Origin of the sequence: Romboutsia sp. 1001713B170207_170306_H8, from assembly GCF_015550495.1 — a bacterium.
In the GTDB taxonomy this organism is placed as follows: domain Bacteria; phylum Bacillota; class Clostridia; order Peptostreptococcales; family Peptostreptococcaceae; genus Romboutsia_E.
In genome coordinates, this window is sequence record NZ_JADNAX010000003.1 from 134893 (window position 1) to 152255 (window position 17363).

At 26.3% G+C, this 17363-nt stretch carries 14 protein-coding genes; 3 read left to right on the forward strand and 11 right to left on the reverse strand.

The window, feature by feature from the left end; translation table 11 throughout:
- Positions 1-70: 70 nt before the first annotated feature.
- On the reverse strand, positions 71-613 hold the full coding sequence (locus tag I2A66_RS07705) for a recombinase family protein (RefSeq protein ID WP_195251356.1): 543 nt from the start codon (positions 611-613) through the stop codon (positions 71-73).
- Positions 614-788: 175 nt separating this feature from the next.
- Positions 789-2858 carry a hypothetical protein gene (locus tag I2A66_RS07710; RefSeq protein ID WP_195251357.1) on the reverse strand — a complete coding sequence of 690 codons (2070 nt, stop codon included), beginning with the start codon at positions 2856-2858 and terminating at the stop codon, positions 789-791.
- Positions 2859-3011: 153 nt separating this feature from the next.
- Between I2A66_RS07710 and I2A66_RS07715 the strand changes: the two genes are divergently transcribed.
- Positions 3012-3950 (forward strand): PD-(D/E)XK nuclease family protein, encoded by a 939-nt coding sequence (locus tag I2A66_RS07715; protein ID WP_195251358.1) that lies wholly within the window; start codon positions 3012-3014, stop codon positions 3948-3950.
- A 43-nt stretch (positions 3951-3993) separates the two neighbouring features.
- On the opposite strand, the gene I2A66_RS07720 is transcribed toward I2A66_RS07715, so the two are convergent.
- The 4 genes from I2A66_RS07720 to I2A66_RS07735 form a co-directional block, all read right to left on the reverse strand.
- Positions 3994-4185: a hypothetical protein gene (locus I2A66_RS07720; RefSeq protein WP_195251359.1), complete on the reverse strand. Its 192-nt coding sequence runs from the start codon at positions 4183-4185 to the stop codon at positions 3994-3996.
- A 144-nt stretch (positions 4186-4329) separates the two neighbouring features.
- Positions 4330-4560: a hypothetical protein gene (locus tag I2A66_RS07725; RefSeq protein ID WP_195251360.1), complete on the reverse strand. Its 231-nt coding sequence runs from the start codon at positions 4558-4560 to the stop codon at positions 4330-4332.
- A gap of 46 nt (positions 4561-4606) precedes the next feature.
- Positions 4607-5233 (reverse strand): HNH endonuclease, encoded by a 627-nt coding sequence (locus I2A66_RS17625; RefSeq protein WP_195251362.1) that lies wholly within the window; start codon positions 5231-5233, stop codon positions 4607-4609.
- Between the two features lie 33 nt (positions 5234-5266).
- Entirely contained in the window at positions 5267-5416 is a 150-nt protein-coding gene (locus I2A66_RS07735; protein ID WP_195251364.1) for a hypothetical protein, read from the reverse strand.
- A gap of 324 nt (positions 5417-5740) precedes the next feature.
- On the opposite strand from I2A66_RS07735, the gene I2A66_RS07740 reads away from it, so the two are divergent.
- Positions 5741-6817 (forward strand): helix-turn-helix domain-containing protein, encoded by a 1077-nt coding sequence (locus I2A66_RS07740; RefSeq protein ID WP_207734752.1) that lies wholly within the window; start codon positions 5741-5743, stop codon positions 6815-6817.
- Between the two features lie 101 nt (positions 6818-6918).
- Here I2A66_RS07740 and I2A66_RS07745 read toward each other — a convergent pair whose 3' ends face one another.
- Together I2A66_RS07745 and I2A66_RS07750 are read right to left on the reverse strand one after the other, a co-directional pair.
- Positions 6919-9903 (reverse strand): DEAD/DEAH box helicase family protein, encoded by a 2985-nt coding sequence (locus tag I2A66_RS07745; RefSeq protein ID WP_195251368.1) that lies wholly within the window; start codon positions 9901-9903, stop codon positions 6919-6921.
- Positions 9904-9905: 2 nt separating this feature from the next.
- The gene (locus I2A66_RS07750; protein WP_195251370.1) at positions 9906-12608 is read right to left on the reverse strand and encodes a DNA methyltransferase; all 2703 of its coding nucleotides are present in this window, start codon (positions 12606-12608) and stop codon (positions 9906-9908) included.
- A gap of 224 nt (positions 12609-12832) precedes the next feature.
- Here I2A66_RS07750 and I2A66_RS07755 point away from each other — a divergent pair, with 224 nt between their 5' ends.
- Complete coding sequence (locus I2A66_RS07755; RefSeq protein WP_195251372.1) at positions 12833-13333, forward strand: hypothetical protein; 501 nt, start codon at positions 12833-12835, stop codon at positions 13331-13333.
- A gap of 120 nt (positions 13334-13453) precedes the next feature.
- Here the strand turns inward: I2A66_RS07755 and I2A66_RS07760 are convergent, their stop codons facing one another.
- From I2A66_RS07760 to I2A66_RS07770, 3 genes are all read right to left on the reverse strand, one after another.
- Positions 13454-14482, reverse strand: coding sequence for a hypothetical protein (locus I2A66_RS07760; RefSeq protein WP_195251374.1), 1029 nt, complete (start codon positions 14480-14482; stop codon positions 13454-13456).
- Between the two features lie 340 nt (positions 14483-14822).
- Positions 14823-15554: a hypothetical protein gene (locus I2A66_RS07765; RefSeq protein ID WP_195251376.1), complete on the reverse strand. Its 732-nt coding sequence runs from the start codon at positions 15552-15554 to the stop codon at positions 14823-14825.
- Positions 15530-17350: a site-specific integrase gene (locus I2A66_RS07770; RefSeq protein WP_195251377.1), complete on the reverse strand. Its 1821-nt coding sequence runs from the start codon at positions 17348-17350 to the stop codon at positions 15530-15532. The genes I2A66_RS07765 and I2A66_RS07770 overlap by 25 nt, the downstream gene beginning before the upstream one ends.
- Positions 17351-17363: the final 13 nt, after the last annotated feature.

Consider the following 17363-nt stretch of genomic DNA (forward strand, 5'->3'; position numbering starts at 1 on the left):
ATATTTCAACAAAAAAAGGAAAGTTTTACAACTATCCTCTCATACACAATATAATTTTTATAGAAAAATATTAAATATATCTATACAAAGTAGTTTTACTTACTCCCGTGGCATCTGTTATTTGCTTTATAGAATATTCTTTGCTTTTATACATTTTAACTGCTAGCTCTATTTTAGAAGCATCTTTCTTAGGTCTACCGCCTTTACGACCTCTTGCTCTTGCAACTGCTAATGACTCTTTTGTTCTCTCTGATGTTAAATCTCTTTCGAACTGACTAATACCTGCAAATATAGTAAACATTAATTTTCCTTGTGGTGTAGTTGTATCTATCCAACTTTCTTTTAACGATTTTATATTCGCACCTTTAGCTTCTATTATTTCTACTATCTTAAATAAATCTTTCGTTGACCTGCTAAGTCTCGTCAAATCATTTATAATCACCAAGTCATTTTCTCTTAAGTTATCTAATAATTTATCTAATTCAGGTCTATCCATTTTAGTTCCAGTTATTTTTTCCTCATATATTCTTTCACAACCTTCTTTTGTAAGTTGTTGTATCTGTTTTTCTAAATCTTGGTCTACCGTACTTACACGTGCGTATCCAAGTTTCATAAATATCACCTCTGATTTTTAGTATATCCAAATTAGTACCAAAAATATATACAATAGGTATTTTTAGTTCTTTGATAAAGGTAATTGTTTTGGTACAGTTTTTGATTGGTATATTAGCTAAATATTTATACATATGAAAAAGTACCATAAACGTCCGTTTTTGGTACTCATCAATTTATTTAATAGAACTTATCCCCTTATAGTTATAAAGTGATTGATAAAAATCATAATTTCCAAATGAAATATGCAAATCAAATGTAAGGTTTTCAATAAATTCATTTACAGAATTAGAATTTTCTAATGAACACATAATTTGTTGAAAACTCCTTAGTACTGAATTAAAGTACACTTTATCATTATGACCTTGAATATTTTTAATTATATCAAATTGAGCATTTAGCTTTTCTTGAGTTTTATTAAACTTTTCTAGCTCTTTTTCTCTTTCTGCATCGACAGCTTTATAATTCATAAATTTAATACTGTTTAAAAATTTCTCAGTTGTATTTTTATTATCGATAAATCCATAATCTTGAAGTACTAAACTAATCCTTATAATGTTTTTATTATTATAGTCTACTTCACCTATTTTTTTACTATAATCAGTTTTGCCGTTTTCTCTTTTATATAATTCAAGTTTTCCATTATGTATCAACTGTATCATGTGGTATCCTGATTGTAGCTGAGAATGCATTAATGAATCAGCTAAACTAACATAATATCTAACATCATCACCTTTATAGATATTCTCATCTATAATTCTCTTTTTTATTTCTATAAATACAATATTATTTTCATCTTCCAAAATTAGGTCACATTCATTATCTTTACTTTCATTATTGTATGTGTATTTGTATCCACCATCTAAATACTTATATCCTTTATTATCTAATTCATACTTTATATATTCTTCATACTTGCTACCTAAATCTCTATTAAGTCTCCTATAGCTTTCTTTTATTTTATTATCTATAACTTCTATAAAAGAGTATGATGTTAGAGAAGATGGTAGTATAACATACTGTTCTCCATATTTTATAATAGGTTTTTTGTAGAAATTTATCTCATCCCAGATACCCTTAAAATCTTTATTTACTTCATATTTTTCATAAGATATATCTTTTAATATCGCTTCTATTTTTGATGGGTTTATATTTGATAATCTATCACATAATTCATTATACTTAAATGTTTTAACATAATTATGATTGGATAGTAACTCATCAAATACTTGTACATATTCATTAAACTCATATCTTTTATTTTCTACTTTTATGAAATAGTCTTCATATAAACCTATTAAAATTTTTCTTGCGTATTCTTTATTCCATTGCTTTATACAAAATAATTTATCATATAAAATATTTTGATAATAGTACTTAGGAAGTGAACTGGAATCTAAAAATATATCTGTATATATGCTAAAAGATTGAATATTTAAACATACAGTATACGCCTTAGTTATTTCAAATAATTTTTCTAATTCTTTTAAATATCTATTGGAGTTTACTTTTTCGATATTATTTTTAGAAAAATACTTTAATGAAATTTGGATTATATAATTCCAAGGTATTTGAGCTTCTAAAGGCTCATTGAAGAAAGTAGTTTTTTGTCTGTGTATCATATATTTTTTTAATTCGTCATTGTATAATGTATTTAAATATTTACCTAAGAGTATGTTAATTAAATTTTGACCGCCTAAATACATTACTAAATTTTCTATTTTCTTATGTATTTTCTCGCTTATATCTTTAGATATATAAACTTCATCTTCTTCTATAGTTACATTAAACTTATTATCAATTAGGTACTTTGCTGAATTTATTTTTAAATCTAATTCGTAATCATTCATTTTAAAATTATTTACTTTTATTTTATTTAACTTCACTAAAATTTCAATTATATCTTTCCAACATTCATTTTCTATATTTGGAAGAACTTTATTTGGCTCAAAATATCCAGATAGTAACTCTAATAGTTCAATTGGCATTTGGTAATCTATTTCTTTAATACCTTGATTTAATTTTAAATGTTTAATTAATTTTCTTATATCCAAGCTAGTAATAAATGCCTTATCATCTGAAATTTCTTGTATACTTTCAAAGTACATACATTTAATTCTATCTTCTAAATTTAGTATTTCTTCACTTATTTCATTATTAGGATTAAATATTTCTTCTTTTATATCAATGTTTCCTAGATAGCTTAAATATAATTCACGTATTTTTTCAAATTTATTGTCAAACATAGCTGTTCTCCCTATTTATTAATTTTATAATGATATTTAAGTTTAACATATTATTGGTATTTTTTTCAAAAAATAATTTTCAATTTATTTGGAAATATTATAATTAAAGAACGAATGTTTCGTATCAATACTAATTCCAAGGAGGTTTTTATTATGAGCTACCAGAGCACCCCTTACCCTGAGCTCACATGGTCAACATCAAGAGTCTCCACCTTAGAAAAATGTGAAAGAGAATATTTCTATACTTACTATGGAGCACACAACGGTTGGGAAGAATCTACTGACCCTTATACTAAAGAGGTCTATAAATTTAAAAAAATGACTAATAAGGATATTTTAGCTGGTAATATGGTACACGAAAAAGCTAAGGACTTTATAAACTTAGTTACATCCTCAGAAGATTTTGTATTAACGCCATCTGCTTTAGAAAGACATATTAATGTCGCTATATTCAAGTTTAGAAATAGTTGCATACAGAGTAAATCATATAATTCCAGCTGGGACCCTAAAATTAAAGGTTTTGATATGCTGAATGAATATTTCTATGGAGATGATATAACAAAATACGATGGTGAAAAAATAAAAGGATTATTAACAAAGTGTATTTGCAATGTAGCTTTATCTCATACATTTGAAGATATACATATAAATAAACTTACTGTTTTAGAGAATAGCAAAGAAGATTTCCCTAGCTTTATTGCTAATAACACTAAAATATTTGCCCTTTTAGACCTGCTCTATGTTAATAGTGATGGTAAATACGTTATAGTTGACTGGAAAACAGGTAGTGAAGATGAAAAGCATAGACTTCAAATGCTTGTTTATGCAAGATATGTAGTTGAAACATACGCTGTTAACGTGAAAGATATTGTTTGTAGATTAGAATATTTATCTCAAGGAACTTACAAAGAATATCAGTTTTCATATGATGATTTATCTAATTTGGATACTATTATAAATTCTAATGTTGAAAGATTTATGGATTATCTTGATGATACTTCTTTAAATAAAGCTAAAGATATAACTCACTTTAAAACAACAGAAGATATTAGTGGTTGTAAAAACTGCAAGTATAAAGGTTTATGCATTTAGAAGTTAAAAAGAGAGGTCAGCTTTAACTAAAGCTCACCTCTCTTTATTCATATTTACCAAACATACTGATTTCAATCATTATTCCTTCTCTATGATAATTATCATTTAATCCTATTTGTTCTGCATAATAATTTACATATGAACTATCTAATAACTCTCTATCAAAGATACATTCTCTTAGACAAATATCTTTTTTATTACAATTCTCACACTTATTAAAATTGTCCCTATACATAATATCCTCTCCATATTAAGTACCATTTTAAATTCTTGATTCTTAATTTAAAGTATGTAATAGCTATATTGTCATACATACTTCTTTATAGTTTATTATTTCCATCTTACTTTTCAAAAATACTACTTATTTGAATAATGAGGTTTATTTAGGCAACAATTTTATCTTATCCTTATAAAATTCATTATATTCTAAACCTTTTGAGCATCTGCTAAACTCTTTAAAGCTCGGTTCCCAGCAATTACAATAAAAATCATGATTTACCTTTTTACCCCAATGCTCCTCGCTTCCATTACATATAATTTCTAATACGTCTGGATGCACTGGATTATATTTTTCATGGTATTCATCATTGTCAAATCCAAACTCACACATAAAACATTTCTTTGCATACTCAACCTTGATAACTAATTCCTTTCTTTTATTGTTTTATTTTTATGTAACTTTTTATATCATCAAAACTTATATTGTTTCTAATACCTCTATGAACCATCTCATGGCAATTAGAGCATAACATCATTATATCTTTTGTCGTGCTAAAATGTATTTTTTCCATATCTGATATAGGTTTTATATGATGTCCCTCTATAAAGTCTTTTCCTATCTCTCCATAAAAATCTTCAAAGTCAAATCCACATAACTCACAGAACAAATGACCATTTTTCTCTTTAAACTGTTCTTTTGCATGAGGTATTAACTTTAAGTTTCTTTCTTTTGTAATATGGGTTTCTAACTTTTTCTTTCCTTCTTCGTAAATGGTTTCAACATCAATATCTTTAGTTTTTTCTAACGGTGGTAGTGATGTAGTTGTTACTATATTCATTCTTTTAAAAGTTTTTTTCTTCAATCTATTTACCTTTGGGTGTACCTCTCTATTTAGTAGTTCTAATAACTTATTCCAATTTCTATATTCTTGTATTAATTTAAATTCACTTATGTATACTTCTAATTTTTCGTCTGTAGTTTTTGCGTTTATATTTCTACATGGATAATAAATACTTTTATAGAAATCGTTACCTGATATTTGATGTTCTTGGCTTATTACCACCGCTGAAATAAGTGGTATATTATGATTGAAACTTTAAATAGATAAATCGCCTAAGTACCCCCACAGCTCCATCATACCTAAATTTACTTTTTGTCTTAAATACTCGTAATAAATTGGTTCTCCTTTATTTATTGCATCTACTAAAATAGTTGCTACATCTATATGTTTTTGATTTAATCTCATTTTAAATATATCCCCTTTTATAGAATTAAATTTCAAATTTATATTCATTAAAGCTTAGTTTAATATTCATTTGTATCTTTCTATTGTTTCAATTAATATTTTGGTTCTATTAACTATATATGATTTTAGCATATTCTACATAATTTTGGGTAATTTTATACAATTTTAATCAAACGTAATATATAACCATATTTAAATAAATTAAGTATTAATATTATTGAACTCTTTAGCTCTTGAATATTTTGTTTTTATATAATAAAATCAATGTAATATTTAAATTACATCGATACAGAAAGGACAATAATTATGTTAATCTTTTATGATATGTTTAAAGAAAATAACACTAAGAATGTAGAGCATCATAATAAAACAATAGGAGGCTCTATTTCTGATTATGATAAAATAGACTTAATAAATAAATTAATGTTAGATAGAAGGTTATCTGCTGGTGATATGAAAGTTTATATATTCTTATTAAACTTTAACAATTTAAAATATACACAAGAGCAAATAGCTAAAGAACTATCATTAAGCAGAATGAATGTTAGTAAATCAATTTCGAAACTTATCGCTTTTAATTATATATCTATAGATAAAAAGATGTTAGGTGTTTCTGAGTATAAAATTATTGAATATAAGAACTCAGGTATCTCAAAGACTGATACTGATGGATTACTTAAGCTATTTAATCTAGAGTCTAAAGGTAGTGATAAAATATCCAGTTCTCAAATGCTTGATATAATGGATAATTGGAAAAAGTTCGATAAAGAGCTTATATCTATATGTAGCAATGTACCTTATTCTGCAATAAACGCTATTTTAAACAACCCTAATTCAAAATTAATACTATTTGCTACATATTCAGGTGATATGCGTATAGAAGCTTTCAAGGAGCGTTATTTAAATAATTTAGTTGAGTTTTATCTAAGATTTGCAAATATTTACGATGAAGTATTTTTTGAATTATATTACACCTTATTATTTAGAGATAAAGATAGTATGAATTTATTTAACAGTAAATACTTCACTATAGAAGATGTTATTTCTTGTGGCGATATACTTCATGCTAATGATATTAGAGTTTCTAAAAAATTCAAGCAAGATACTGAGTCTAAAATTAAACAAATTGATGAGATGTATAAATATATGAGAAGTGATGATAAATACGATGATTTAGAGCTTATAGATGATTTGATATATACTATTAGAAGAATAGACTTTAGAAATAAAAAATTTACATTAGAAGAATTTTTAGTTCTTATTTATATAAATAATTTTAATACCAAGTTTGAGCGTAAGATTGGATTATTATTTTATAAATTTGTATCTGCTTTTAATAAGACCTTGGCAGAAGAATTTAATCGATTACATATAATGAAAATAAGATATCAAGATAAATAGCAATGTAATTTTTTAATTACATCGATAACAATAGGAAAATTAAAGGAGCATTCATGTTTATTTAAAACGAACGCTCCTTTATTTTTCTAATACTTAAACTATTACGCTAGTGCTAGCCCCTTTATTTCAAATAACTTATATAAACTATCCTTATAGAATTTATGTTCATTAAGTTCTTGATGCTCTTTGTCATCTCCATTGTAGTATAGAAGTTCAACTTGAATATCTAAATCTCCTATAGAATATATTTCTTGATTAAAGATTTCATTAAAGCCTCTAACCTTATCCATTGGATTTTCTTCTCTAGTTAAACCCTTAGGGTCCACAAATTTGATATGATACATATCATCCTTTTTTATCCAAAATACAAAGTCTGGATAAAACTTTCTATACTTTTGTGATTGATTGTCATAGTATGGTATGTATATATCATCTTGAGACTCATCTATTTTTGAAAAGTACCACCAATCACAATCAACTTGATTATTTTGAATATATTTTTCTAACACTTCAAGAAACTCTATCTCACTTTCATTTTTTATAATATGTTTATATTTGTAGTTATTCTTTGATAGAACTATTGGATTATAATAGTGAGACGCTATATTCTTAAGTTTTATATTATACTCAGAATTAAGAGTTTCCGCTATTTTAGAATTAAGTATATCATCTAGGCTTAATCCATTTTGCGTTAACAGGTTTATTAATGTTTCATTATTCTTTACTTTGTCTTCACCAACAGATTTAACTAGCTCTATAACTTCTATTTGGCTCTGACTATAATCTTTTTTACTTGGATTAAGTATATGTTTTATACCTTTTTCCAAGCATAAAAGCTCTTCGCTAGATACATCTTTTAGGTTTCCTTTAATGCTTTTATAATGTGTTATGCTGATTTTTTCATCTTTAATAAAATCTACTAATTCTTTACCTTTTTGTGCAAAATGATGTTCAATAGTGTTAATTATTTTTAATGGCTCTATATCTTTTGATTTTATATCATCCTTTACTATAATATTATCTTTATTCTTTATTTTATTTATAGTCTTTAGATTTAATGAATCCCTTACAAGTAGCAACGCCTTTGACGAATTATCAATATATGACTCAACTGTATTATAATCTGATTTAGATACTTTATATGGTACATTATTTGTCTCTACATCTTTATATACAGGTACTAGTATATCTTTTTTAATTACAGTCTTCTTTACGCCTTTAATATTTCTCCAATCATCTTTTTCTAGATTTTTAAGTATATTTTTTATTATTTCTTTATTTGTTGCAAATACAAATAGCGATTCCATGATATTTGCTAGTGGGAGAATTTCTTCTCTATGAGAGGCTTTTATTTTACTTAAATATTCAGACTTCTTTAGCCTTTTTCTATTATTTTTATATGGTTCTATTCTTACGCCTCTTCCTATAGCCTGTAAGACTAGTTTTGTATTTTCATCGGATACACCCATATTTATAAAATTTATAACATTAGGTCTGTTACTGTCCCATCCTTCAACGAATTGTTTTGACCCCATCAGGATATTTATTTCATTCATGTTATGCCTAATGTCTTCAAATCTACCTTTTTCATCTGCAACTATGTCTTCAGTAAAATTATATCCATTTAGTACATTCTTCTTCCATGACACAGCTACTTTGGATGCTTTTATTAAAGCAAATGGAGTAGATACATCAGATGTCTTTAGTCTAAATGTAAGTTCATCACTCTGTTTCCCAATTTCACTAACTTCGATTTCTCCCGGACTTTTTGAATTAAATACATTTAATAATATATCTTCATATGTAACAGATTGTATGATAGCTATTAATTCATCATCCACTACCTCTTCTCCTATAGAATATATCTGATTAGATTTTAACTTGTTTACAACTTCCTCTTTTAGATTATCTAATACATTTTTATCCACGCCTTTAGCTATATCTGCTAAGCACTTAAAATACAACTTCATATCTGCATCGTCTGTTTTTATTTCTTTTGATATAGTTATCATAAGTGGATTGTGATATATAAGGTCCAATGAATACTTGTTAGAATAATCATTTAGATATTTACTAGCTTTTTTAAATGCGGTATAAACAATAAATGATTTTATTAATATATCTTCTTTTTCAACTATCTTAAATTCTTCATCTCTTTTATTTTTATCTTTAAAGTTTCTAAACTCTTCATCTAGAACTTTTATATTTTTACCATATCCACTTTTTATAAATTCATCTAGCTTGAAGTCAAATATTGTTGTAATTATATCTATCGGGTCTGTAAAAGTAGCTGAAAAGTTAAATAAAAAACCATTACGTGCAAGTATATTTAGATATTGCTTCCTTGTACTTTCTTGAGCATCTCCTTTGTGAGCCTCATCAAGTATTATGTACCATCCATCTTTTTCAATATAAGATTTGTAATCTAGTAATAAATCTTTATTTTGATTAGAAATATGATGACTCAATGTATAATATATAGTTATAGAGTTGGGAGCTAATGGATTTATTGCAGAGAACTCCATGTTTTCATAAGACTTCAAATCTTTCAGGTAAATATTGCAATCCCTTTGTCTATCGCTATTAAATATATCTATATGGCTTTTTATCTGTTCTACTAATTTTATATCAGGTGCAACTATTAGTATTTTCTTACTTGGTAATTCATTACTTTTCATTAACTTATATAATATTTCTATAAGCTTTACAATGATTAATGTTTTTCCTGAGCCTGTAGCCATCCAGTAGCTGGCTCTATTTGTAAACTGTAAGAATGATATCTTATTTTCGATTACATCAAAATAGCTCCTAAGAATATCTGCTTCTTTATTTTCCAATTCTATATTTAATTTTTTTCTAGCTTCATCTTCTAAATTAGAATAGTAATAATCTAATATTTCTTCTTTATCTATTTTAAAATATTGTATCAAAAGCTTGCACGTGTTTTCTAGAGCCTCTATTTGATACTCATAGAGATTTATATCCTCTTCACTATTAAAACTCTTTAAATCAAGCATTAAATTCGTAATATCTATATTTCCATCGGCAACTGTATCAATATATTTTTGTAGTAAACAACTGTACATAACTATTTCCCCCACCAGAATAGAGGTTTAAGATTTTTATTCTCGTCCCACTTCATATTATTTAATTCAATAGTTGAGCCATCATTAAATACCGCCTTATCACTATCAATAGTAGTTATTGTTTTGCCTGTTAAATTAGATATTGTTTCTGCTATATCTATATCTGGGTAGAGCTCTTTAAAGTCTAGGTATGCAACTTCTTTATTTTCATCAATTTTTAATACATCTATTAATTTATCGCTATTGTAGAATAAATTAATATTTTCTTGGAAAGTATATTTTGCGTTTTTTAAAACATCTTCATATTGTTCTAATTCATAATACTTAAACATACCTCCACCTTTCCATTTGACCTTCTTTGATATAGATGAATCATGACCTGCAAGGACTCTCTTTAATCTTGGTACTACAACATTATCAAAGTGTTCTCCCATTTCTATACCTATCCATTTTCTCTCTAACTTGTGAGCAGTGCAGATAGTTGTTCCACTACCAGAGAAGAAGTCTAGGACTCTACCACCTTTATTCGAAGATGCTGATATTATTCTATACAATAATTCTTCGGGTTTCTGTGTTGCAAATCCTATACGTTCTGGTGTTGGTGGCATGTATGCTATATCTTGCCAAATATCAGATTTCACTCCATATATTTGACGTAGTCTTTCAACCAACTCTTCGTCATCTACATAATTTATATCATCCCATACATCAGAAGGTGCTTTCCCAAGAGGATTTATTTCTGTTTCTTTTTTCCTATTTAGTTTTTCTCCGTCTCTCCCAGCTCCTCTAGTGTAAACAAGTTTTCCCTCTTCATTTAACTTAATTGATTTAAGGAACTTCTCGCTATAAGGTTGACGAACCTCATCTTTATTAAAAATATATCCTTTTGGTGTCTTTGAGAACCAAGTTATATATTCATGGTTACGCTCAAACTTTTTCGCATTTCCACCTATTAGCGTGTAAGCCCAAATAATATTATTTTGGTAGCAATCTTCCCCAAATATATTTTCTAATAAAATTCTTCCCATATAACTTGCATCTTCCCCAAGATGAAGGTAAATACTTCCATCATCACCAAGTAACTCATGACTTAAAGCCAATCTATCACTCATAATTGATAGCCATGTACTATCCTGATACCCATCTTTATACGGGAAATCTTCTCCTGTATTAAATGGAGGGTCTATGTACGTCAACTCTATATTATTCCTATATTTGTTCATAATTGTACTCAAAGCTTGATAGTTATCACTTTTAATCAATACACCATCTAGAATATCATCTAAATTCTTAAAGTGTGATAATATCTCTCCTTCTATATCTTTGAAATTCTTTGTGTCTATTGGTAAATATTTATACTTTTTATTTACTTTTACTTTCCCCTCTTCAGTTATTAGAAGGTCATCCTTATTGAAAGTTTCAGCTATCTTAAATTCTTTCCACGTTCTTTTATTCTCTTCATCTTTATGCAATAACTTCCATTCATTTATTTGACTTTCAAAGCCTTTGTTTTCTAATATTAATTGTATGAGTTCAATATTTTCACTTATTTTATCTATTGTAAAAACATAATTTGATTTTTTAACAAATTTAGGCTTTAGCCATATCTGCTTTAACTCTTCCTCAAAATCTGAAATATAATCTATTATTTTATAGGCTACTTCTTTCAGCTTAGATATTTCATTTATCCTTTCTTCAGACCATAAATTGTGGTCACCACTAAATAAATAATTGTACAGATATAAATTAAATTGCTCTCTTAAGAACCCTTGTGAATCCTTATGTACGAAGTAGTCTATCTCATTTTGTTTCTTATACGTTGATATAGCCTTCTTTATAGTTTTTAAATTTATATCTATAGATTGTTTTGAAGCGTAGTATTCTAATCTTGCTAAGTCATTTTCCTCTGTAATATTTATACCAATTTCAATTAATGAATAATCTAATAGTCCTTCTTTTGTTGAGTATATATTAGCTAAATATTTAAACTTATCTGCATCGATTGCTCCGTCTCTCTTTATAAATGCTGATATGTCTAAATTATTTTTATTAAATATAATAGTATTGTTATAAAATTCTTCATTCGATAGTAATTTTTTGCTTATCTCTTTTCTTATAGAATCTAATTTTGCAGACTTCATATCTATTTTTTCTGCAAGTAATTTATGTGGATTTGACTGTTTGTAAAATACCTTGAATGTTATTTCATTTTTATCATTTTCCCAGATTATATTTGATAATATGAATTCTAAGCTCTTCTTTTCGTTATTTGATTGATGAGTTATATTAGATGCATCAAAATTAAACTTAACCCCATCTATTTCAAAGTTTAATGAAGTATATAGAGCTTCACTTTTTACATAGAATAATTTCCTTGTTTTCCAAAATAATGATACATCCTTTGTGTCGCTATATACCTTATCGTATAGATTTTTATGTATCTGTGTATTATAAAAGAATGGCGTTCCAGTCTCATTCAAATAACTGTCAAAGAATGTATATAGTTTGTTGTACGCTTCTTCTTTATTGCTTTCATTAAATTTACTGTCTATTTCTTTGTCTATTAATGGTATAACTTGGGCAAAGTATAAATTCTTAATATGCATTAAATTAGTGTATCCGGAGTTCCCTTCTATCTTTTTACCTACATCCCCTAAAAAAGCACTCGTCATTGATGTATAGAATCTTTGTTTTGACCTGTTCATTATTATTCTCCCCTAAATATATCTTTTATCATCAATAGAATAACACTTCACATTTAAATATTTTGTAAAATTTTGCAAAATATCAATATTTTTATTCTTATTTTGTATTTTTTAGATATATAAATTATTAATAATTTAATATTTAACATGTTAAGTCTAAATTTAGTAATAATTCACAGATAATTTTTTTAATATATAAAAATAAAAAATAGGAAGTAAATCAAATGGAGGAATCTCTTCTGAAAGACCAACTACAAACAAGGCTAAATACCATTGCAAACTTTAATAATTTAATACTAGAAAAGAAAACAGCCACAGGTAATGTAGATGTTTATATAAAGACTGAAAATATGTTAAGTCTAAGCTTAAATACTAATTCTATATCATTTGATGATTTTAATGTGGTTGATGATTTTGAAAAAACAAATGCAGTTGAATTAACAGTAAGTAGTTCATTGCCATATGAAGTTAATGCTTATTTACCACATGAGATTCAAAACTCTGATAAGTCCGCAATTCTAGATAAGAATATATTTAAAATAAAGGCTAGTTCAGAGCCAACATATAATGTATTTGATAGCATTAATTCAAAACTACAACTACTAGATGCTCTGCCTGCTGGTAATGATATATCTCATACCATATATATGATGCTTAAAGGTGGATTGGCTCATAAGAAAGATGTTTATAAAGCAACAATAAAATTTGAAATAAATCAAAAGTAATAATATTATAATAATTATCTAGAAAGAGGAAATAAATCATTCTTTCAGATATCAATAAAAAGCGATGTAATCTTTTAATTACATCGCTTTTTTATTACTATCTATTATTTCTAATTTAAATTAAGCTATTTTTTGTTGAGTCTTTTTTGTTATTATTATTTCCTGCATTAAATCATATATAAATATCATATTCATCGCTGTTTCCATGTTAGCTAGCTCTAGTTTCTCACCATGTACCGTATGCCTACTAAAATTTTTAGCATTTCGTGTATTGTTATATAGATTTTCATTTATAAATTTTTTATGTAAGAATATTATATTTAGTGGCTCAAATAACTTTTCTATCAAAAACTTTTTAATCGTTGGATATAATCCTCCATTTGATTTTGTATTCTTCTTTGTTAAGTCAATTGAACTACTTTTTAGCAGAGCTTCCATTAATGTTGGAATTGTAAGTGAAAGTGTCTTAGCTTTTCTATGTTGCAGGTTAAATTCTATTTCATCTATTAGCTCTATAACATCAATATTTTTATGCTTCTCCTTCCATTTTCTAATTCTGCTTAAATAAAAAGATACTACCTCTTCGCTAATAATAAATTCTTTTATATTAAATCCATCTTCGAAGTAAGAAATATCTTTTTCTATTATGTAGTTTATGGGTGGAAATATATTATTTTGATGGAGCATATTTACTGCATCTTTATATCTTATAAATGCATTTTTATATAGTAGTTTCTTTATATTATCTTGATATCTTTTTTCAGTATTTAATTTCTGTAAATTAGTTATTACATTTTTTGAATATAAGCCTAACATTTTTTGTGCTGTTTTGTAACTTGAAAAATAACTGGCTGTAGCCTGCATTGTTTTTGCTATTTTTTCCACAGTTCTGTTAATCATGTTGGAAATTTGTTTCATAGGCTCCATAGATTTTGCAATATTTAATATAACATTTCTTGTTGCTGTGTTTACCGATGCTATCCTTGATTCTAATGAATTATTTGACATTTTATTTAAATGAACTAAGCTTGTATCATTCTTAATGACAAGATTATTTTGAACTATTCTATTTTTATTATCTTTATCAAAAGTTATTTTCATTAGTATGCTAAATAACTTATTTATATATATTTGTTTATTATTTTCCATAACTAAACCTCCTAAAAGTCTACTTTTCTTACACTTCTATATATTACCATAATTTACAATTAGATTAATCTATGAGAGCCAAATTTACTATAAAATGCAATATAATTAGCATAGTATAGACTAAATTTGTAACTTATACATACTTCATTTTTATGAATAATAAAGACAATAACTTGAGTTTATACTCTATTTATATTTTCCTACATTATCACAATGTAATTTTTTAATTACATCGTTCTTTTATATAAATTAATCTTAAGATATATTTATATAAAAAAATAGAGCTATATTTTATAACTCTATCCTTATTTCTATAAATTCAACTATACAGAATTCTATATTATTTTGGATTTCTACTTAATCCTCTGGCTCTATTTCTTCTTGACTCTAATACAGATTCATTTACGATATTTATTGATTTATTATTAGCTTCTTCATTTTCATTACTTATTTTAGCTAATTGTAGTATTTTATCTTCATCTTTGTACATATCCTTAAGCTCATTATAAACAAATTCATCATTTGACCTTTTCATAGATATAACATCATTTAATGAATTATTAGAGTAATGAGAGTTACAGAATAATGAAGCGAAACCAACTTGAAAATCTTCTAAATTTTTCTTATACTTACTTACATCTTTTTTTAACTTTTGGTTTTCTTTTTCTAATTTAGCTAATTTCTTCTTATCCGCTGTAAATATACTTACTAACTTTCTCGAAAGTACTTCTGGCTTTTCATGATATTGATTTACTAATAATATTACATCCTGAACTTCTGGTATAAATGTTTCCCCAGCAACTTTTATATTTGTTTCATTCTTTATCTCATTTATCTTCTTTTTTCCATAGTAATCTTCACCTTTATAATTCCCAGCCCAAAAATCATATCCATATAGATTAAATAGTTGACCATCTTTCCTTTTATACTCTGGGTTATTCGCTATTTTTTTATTGAATTGAAATACTGAGTTATTAGTTAATTTATTTTTAGCCCCACCCAATTCTTCTAATTTAAGTCTTATAATTTCTTCTACTTCTATTTCATTTATTTCTCTTTTTGCTCTAGCCATCTTTCTCCTCCACTAGCCATAATATTTAAATATTTATTGAAATCATTATAGTCTATTAAACTTTTTTTCGTTTCTGCATTTAATAAGATATTTCTATTTAATCTTTTAATCACTGTTTGTAATTCATTCTCGTAATCCTGGTCCAATTCTAATAGACCATTAACGTTCTTAGTCTTTACATTATCTAGTAGCTCTTCTAGAAACATCGATTCTTTCTTTATTGCTAAATCTATAGGTCTAATAACATTTTCTTTTAAATATTTTACTACTGTAATAAAGCTTTCATTGGTAGGTGGACACCACCAATGATTACATTCTAGGCAATTCTCACCGTTACAAGTTATATCTTCTGAAGTTAAATCTATGGTGCAGTATCCAGCTCCATCTTCTGTAGGTATACAATATTCAGTATCTCTTTTACATTCTTCATCCATGTTAAATATCCTTTCTTTCAAGCTTTTTGAACCTTCCTCCTGTACTATTTTTTTATTTCTAATAAAAGTCATTATCTCAGAATCAACATAAAGTCTAGTATGCCCTTGATAGTGGTCTTGTGATGATAATGAAGTATGACCACCTAGCATAGCAATCTCAATTGGAGATACACCTTGTAATAAAAGTGATGTAAATGCTAAATGTCTTGTGTCACCTGGGTCGATATTATCACTTATATTTATGCCATATGATTTAGATAATATCTGTCTATGAAAACTATCTAAAAGAGGTCCTAAAACATTTAATGAGAAATTGTCTTCATCAATTTTTTGTACTTCTGGCATTGTTATGTATCCGTACTTTTTTGCATTATTAATTGCTATATTTTTTCTAAATGCACACAATGCTCTATATGAGAACAGTGTATCGCTTTTGCCATACTCATTTGTTTTTCTTATATAGAAATCTATTAAATCATATATTTCTTTTGTTACTTCTATCTTATTTAATAGAGGTATTCTAGATTTTCGTACAGCTCCCTTATTAGATTTATCAACTTTTACACGATTAATTGATATATAATATTTTTCATCCTCTTTTATTAAGCAATCCCTTTTCATTTCACTACATAGTTCTGATGGTCTAATCGGTATAATTGTTGTCAATTTCCACCAAATTAATATAGGTATATAAAACATTTTTATATCTTCATCAAAATTTTTATCTTCTTCGTAGAAATATTTAATATAGAAATCAAATAGTAGCATATCATTTTCAGATGGTAATTTTCTTGCCTTATCTTCTCTATCATAACTTTGTGTTAATATACTTTCTAAAGCTTTGTAATGTCCTTCTCCTGCTACATCTAATTCATCAAGGTAATATATATAGTCTAATATTTCGTCAGCTTTATCTTTTTTAGTTTTACCTTTATATTTAACTAGAAATGTAGCTATAGCATTACCTGTATTATTCTCAATATCACTTAAATTAAAGTTATTAGTCAACTTAATTATACTCTCTACAGAGGTTAAAGCATTTCTTAATTTACCTATTGATTCTCCATCTAATATTTTTCTACTTAGCCAACACTTAAATATAATAATATCTTCATTACTCATATGGTTAAATCTTTTCATATCGCTAAGAAATTCCATGTTTAAATTACAATAAACCTGTTTTAAACCTTCTTTTAAAATCCATACATCACTTTCAAATGTCATATCCGAAGTATATTTCGTACTTTCTGATTGCAATAAACCACTATTTTCAAGTCGAGTCTTCAAGGTTTCTTTTATATTTGATAGGTCAACTGTTTCCTCTTTTATAAGTTGAATATCAATATTTTTTAATATATCCATTTATTAATATCTC

Coding starts and splice junctions, on each gene's coding strand:
- I2A66_RS07720 (WP_195251359.1), bottom strand. CDS start 4,185: ATGTATAGGGACAATTTTAATAAGTGTGAGAATTGTAATAAAAAAGAT.
- I2A66_RS07725 (WP_195251360.1), bottom strand. CDS start 4,560: ATGTGTGAGTTTGGATTTGACAATGATGAATACCATGAAAAATATAAT.
- I2A66_RS07760 (WP_195251374.1), bottom strand. CDS start 14,482: ATGGAAAATAATAAACAAATATATATAAATAAGTTATTTAGCATACTA.
- I2A66_RS07750 (WP_195251370.1), bottom strand. CDS start 12,608: ATGAACAGGTCAAAACAAAGATTCTATACATCAATGACGAGTGCTTTT.
- I2A66_RS07745 (WP_195251368.1), bottom strand. CDS start 9,903: ATGTACAGTTGTTTACTACAAAAATATATTGATACAGTTGCCGATGGA.
- I2A66_RS07715 (WP_195251358.1), top strand. CDS start 3,012: ATGAGCTACCAGAGCACCCCTTACCCTGAGCTCACATGGTCAACATCA.
- I2A66_RS07710 (WP_195251357.1), bottom strand. CDS start 2,858: ATGTTTGACAATAAATTTGAAAAAATACGTGAATTATATTTAAGCTAT.
- I2A66_RS07705 (WP_195251356.1), bottom strand. CDS start 613: ATGAAACTTGGATACGCACGTGTAAGTACGGTAGACCAAGATTTAGAA.
- I2A66_RS07735 (WP_195251364.1), bottom strand. CDS start 5,416: ATGAGATTAAATCAAAAACATATAGATGTAGCAACTATTTTAGTAGAT.
- I2A66_RS07770 (WP_195251377.1), bottom strand. CDS start 17,350: ATGGATATATTAAAAAATATTGATATTCAACTTATAAAAGAGGAAACA.
- I2A66_RS07765 (WP_195251376.1), bottom strand. CDS start 15,554: ATGGCTAGAGCAAAAAGAGAAATAAATGAAATAGAAGTAGAAGAAATT.
- I2A66_RS07740 (WP_207734752.1), top strand. CDS start 5,741: ATGTTTAAAGAAAATAACACTAAGAATGTAGAGCATCATAATAAAACA.
- I2A66_RS07755 (WP_195251372.1), top strand. CDS start 12,833: ATGGAGGAATCTCTTCTGAAAGACCAACTACAAACAAGGCTAAATACC.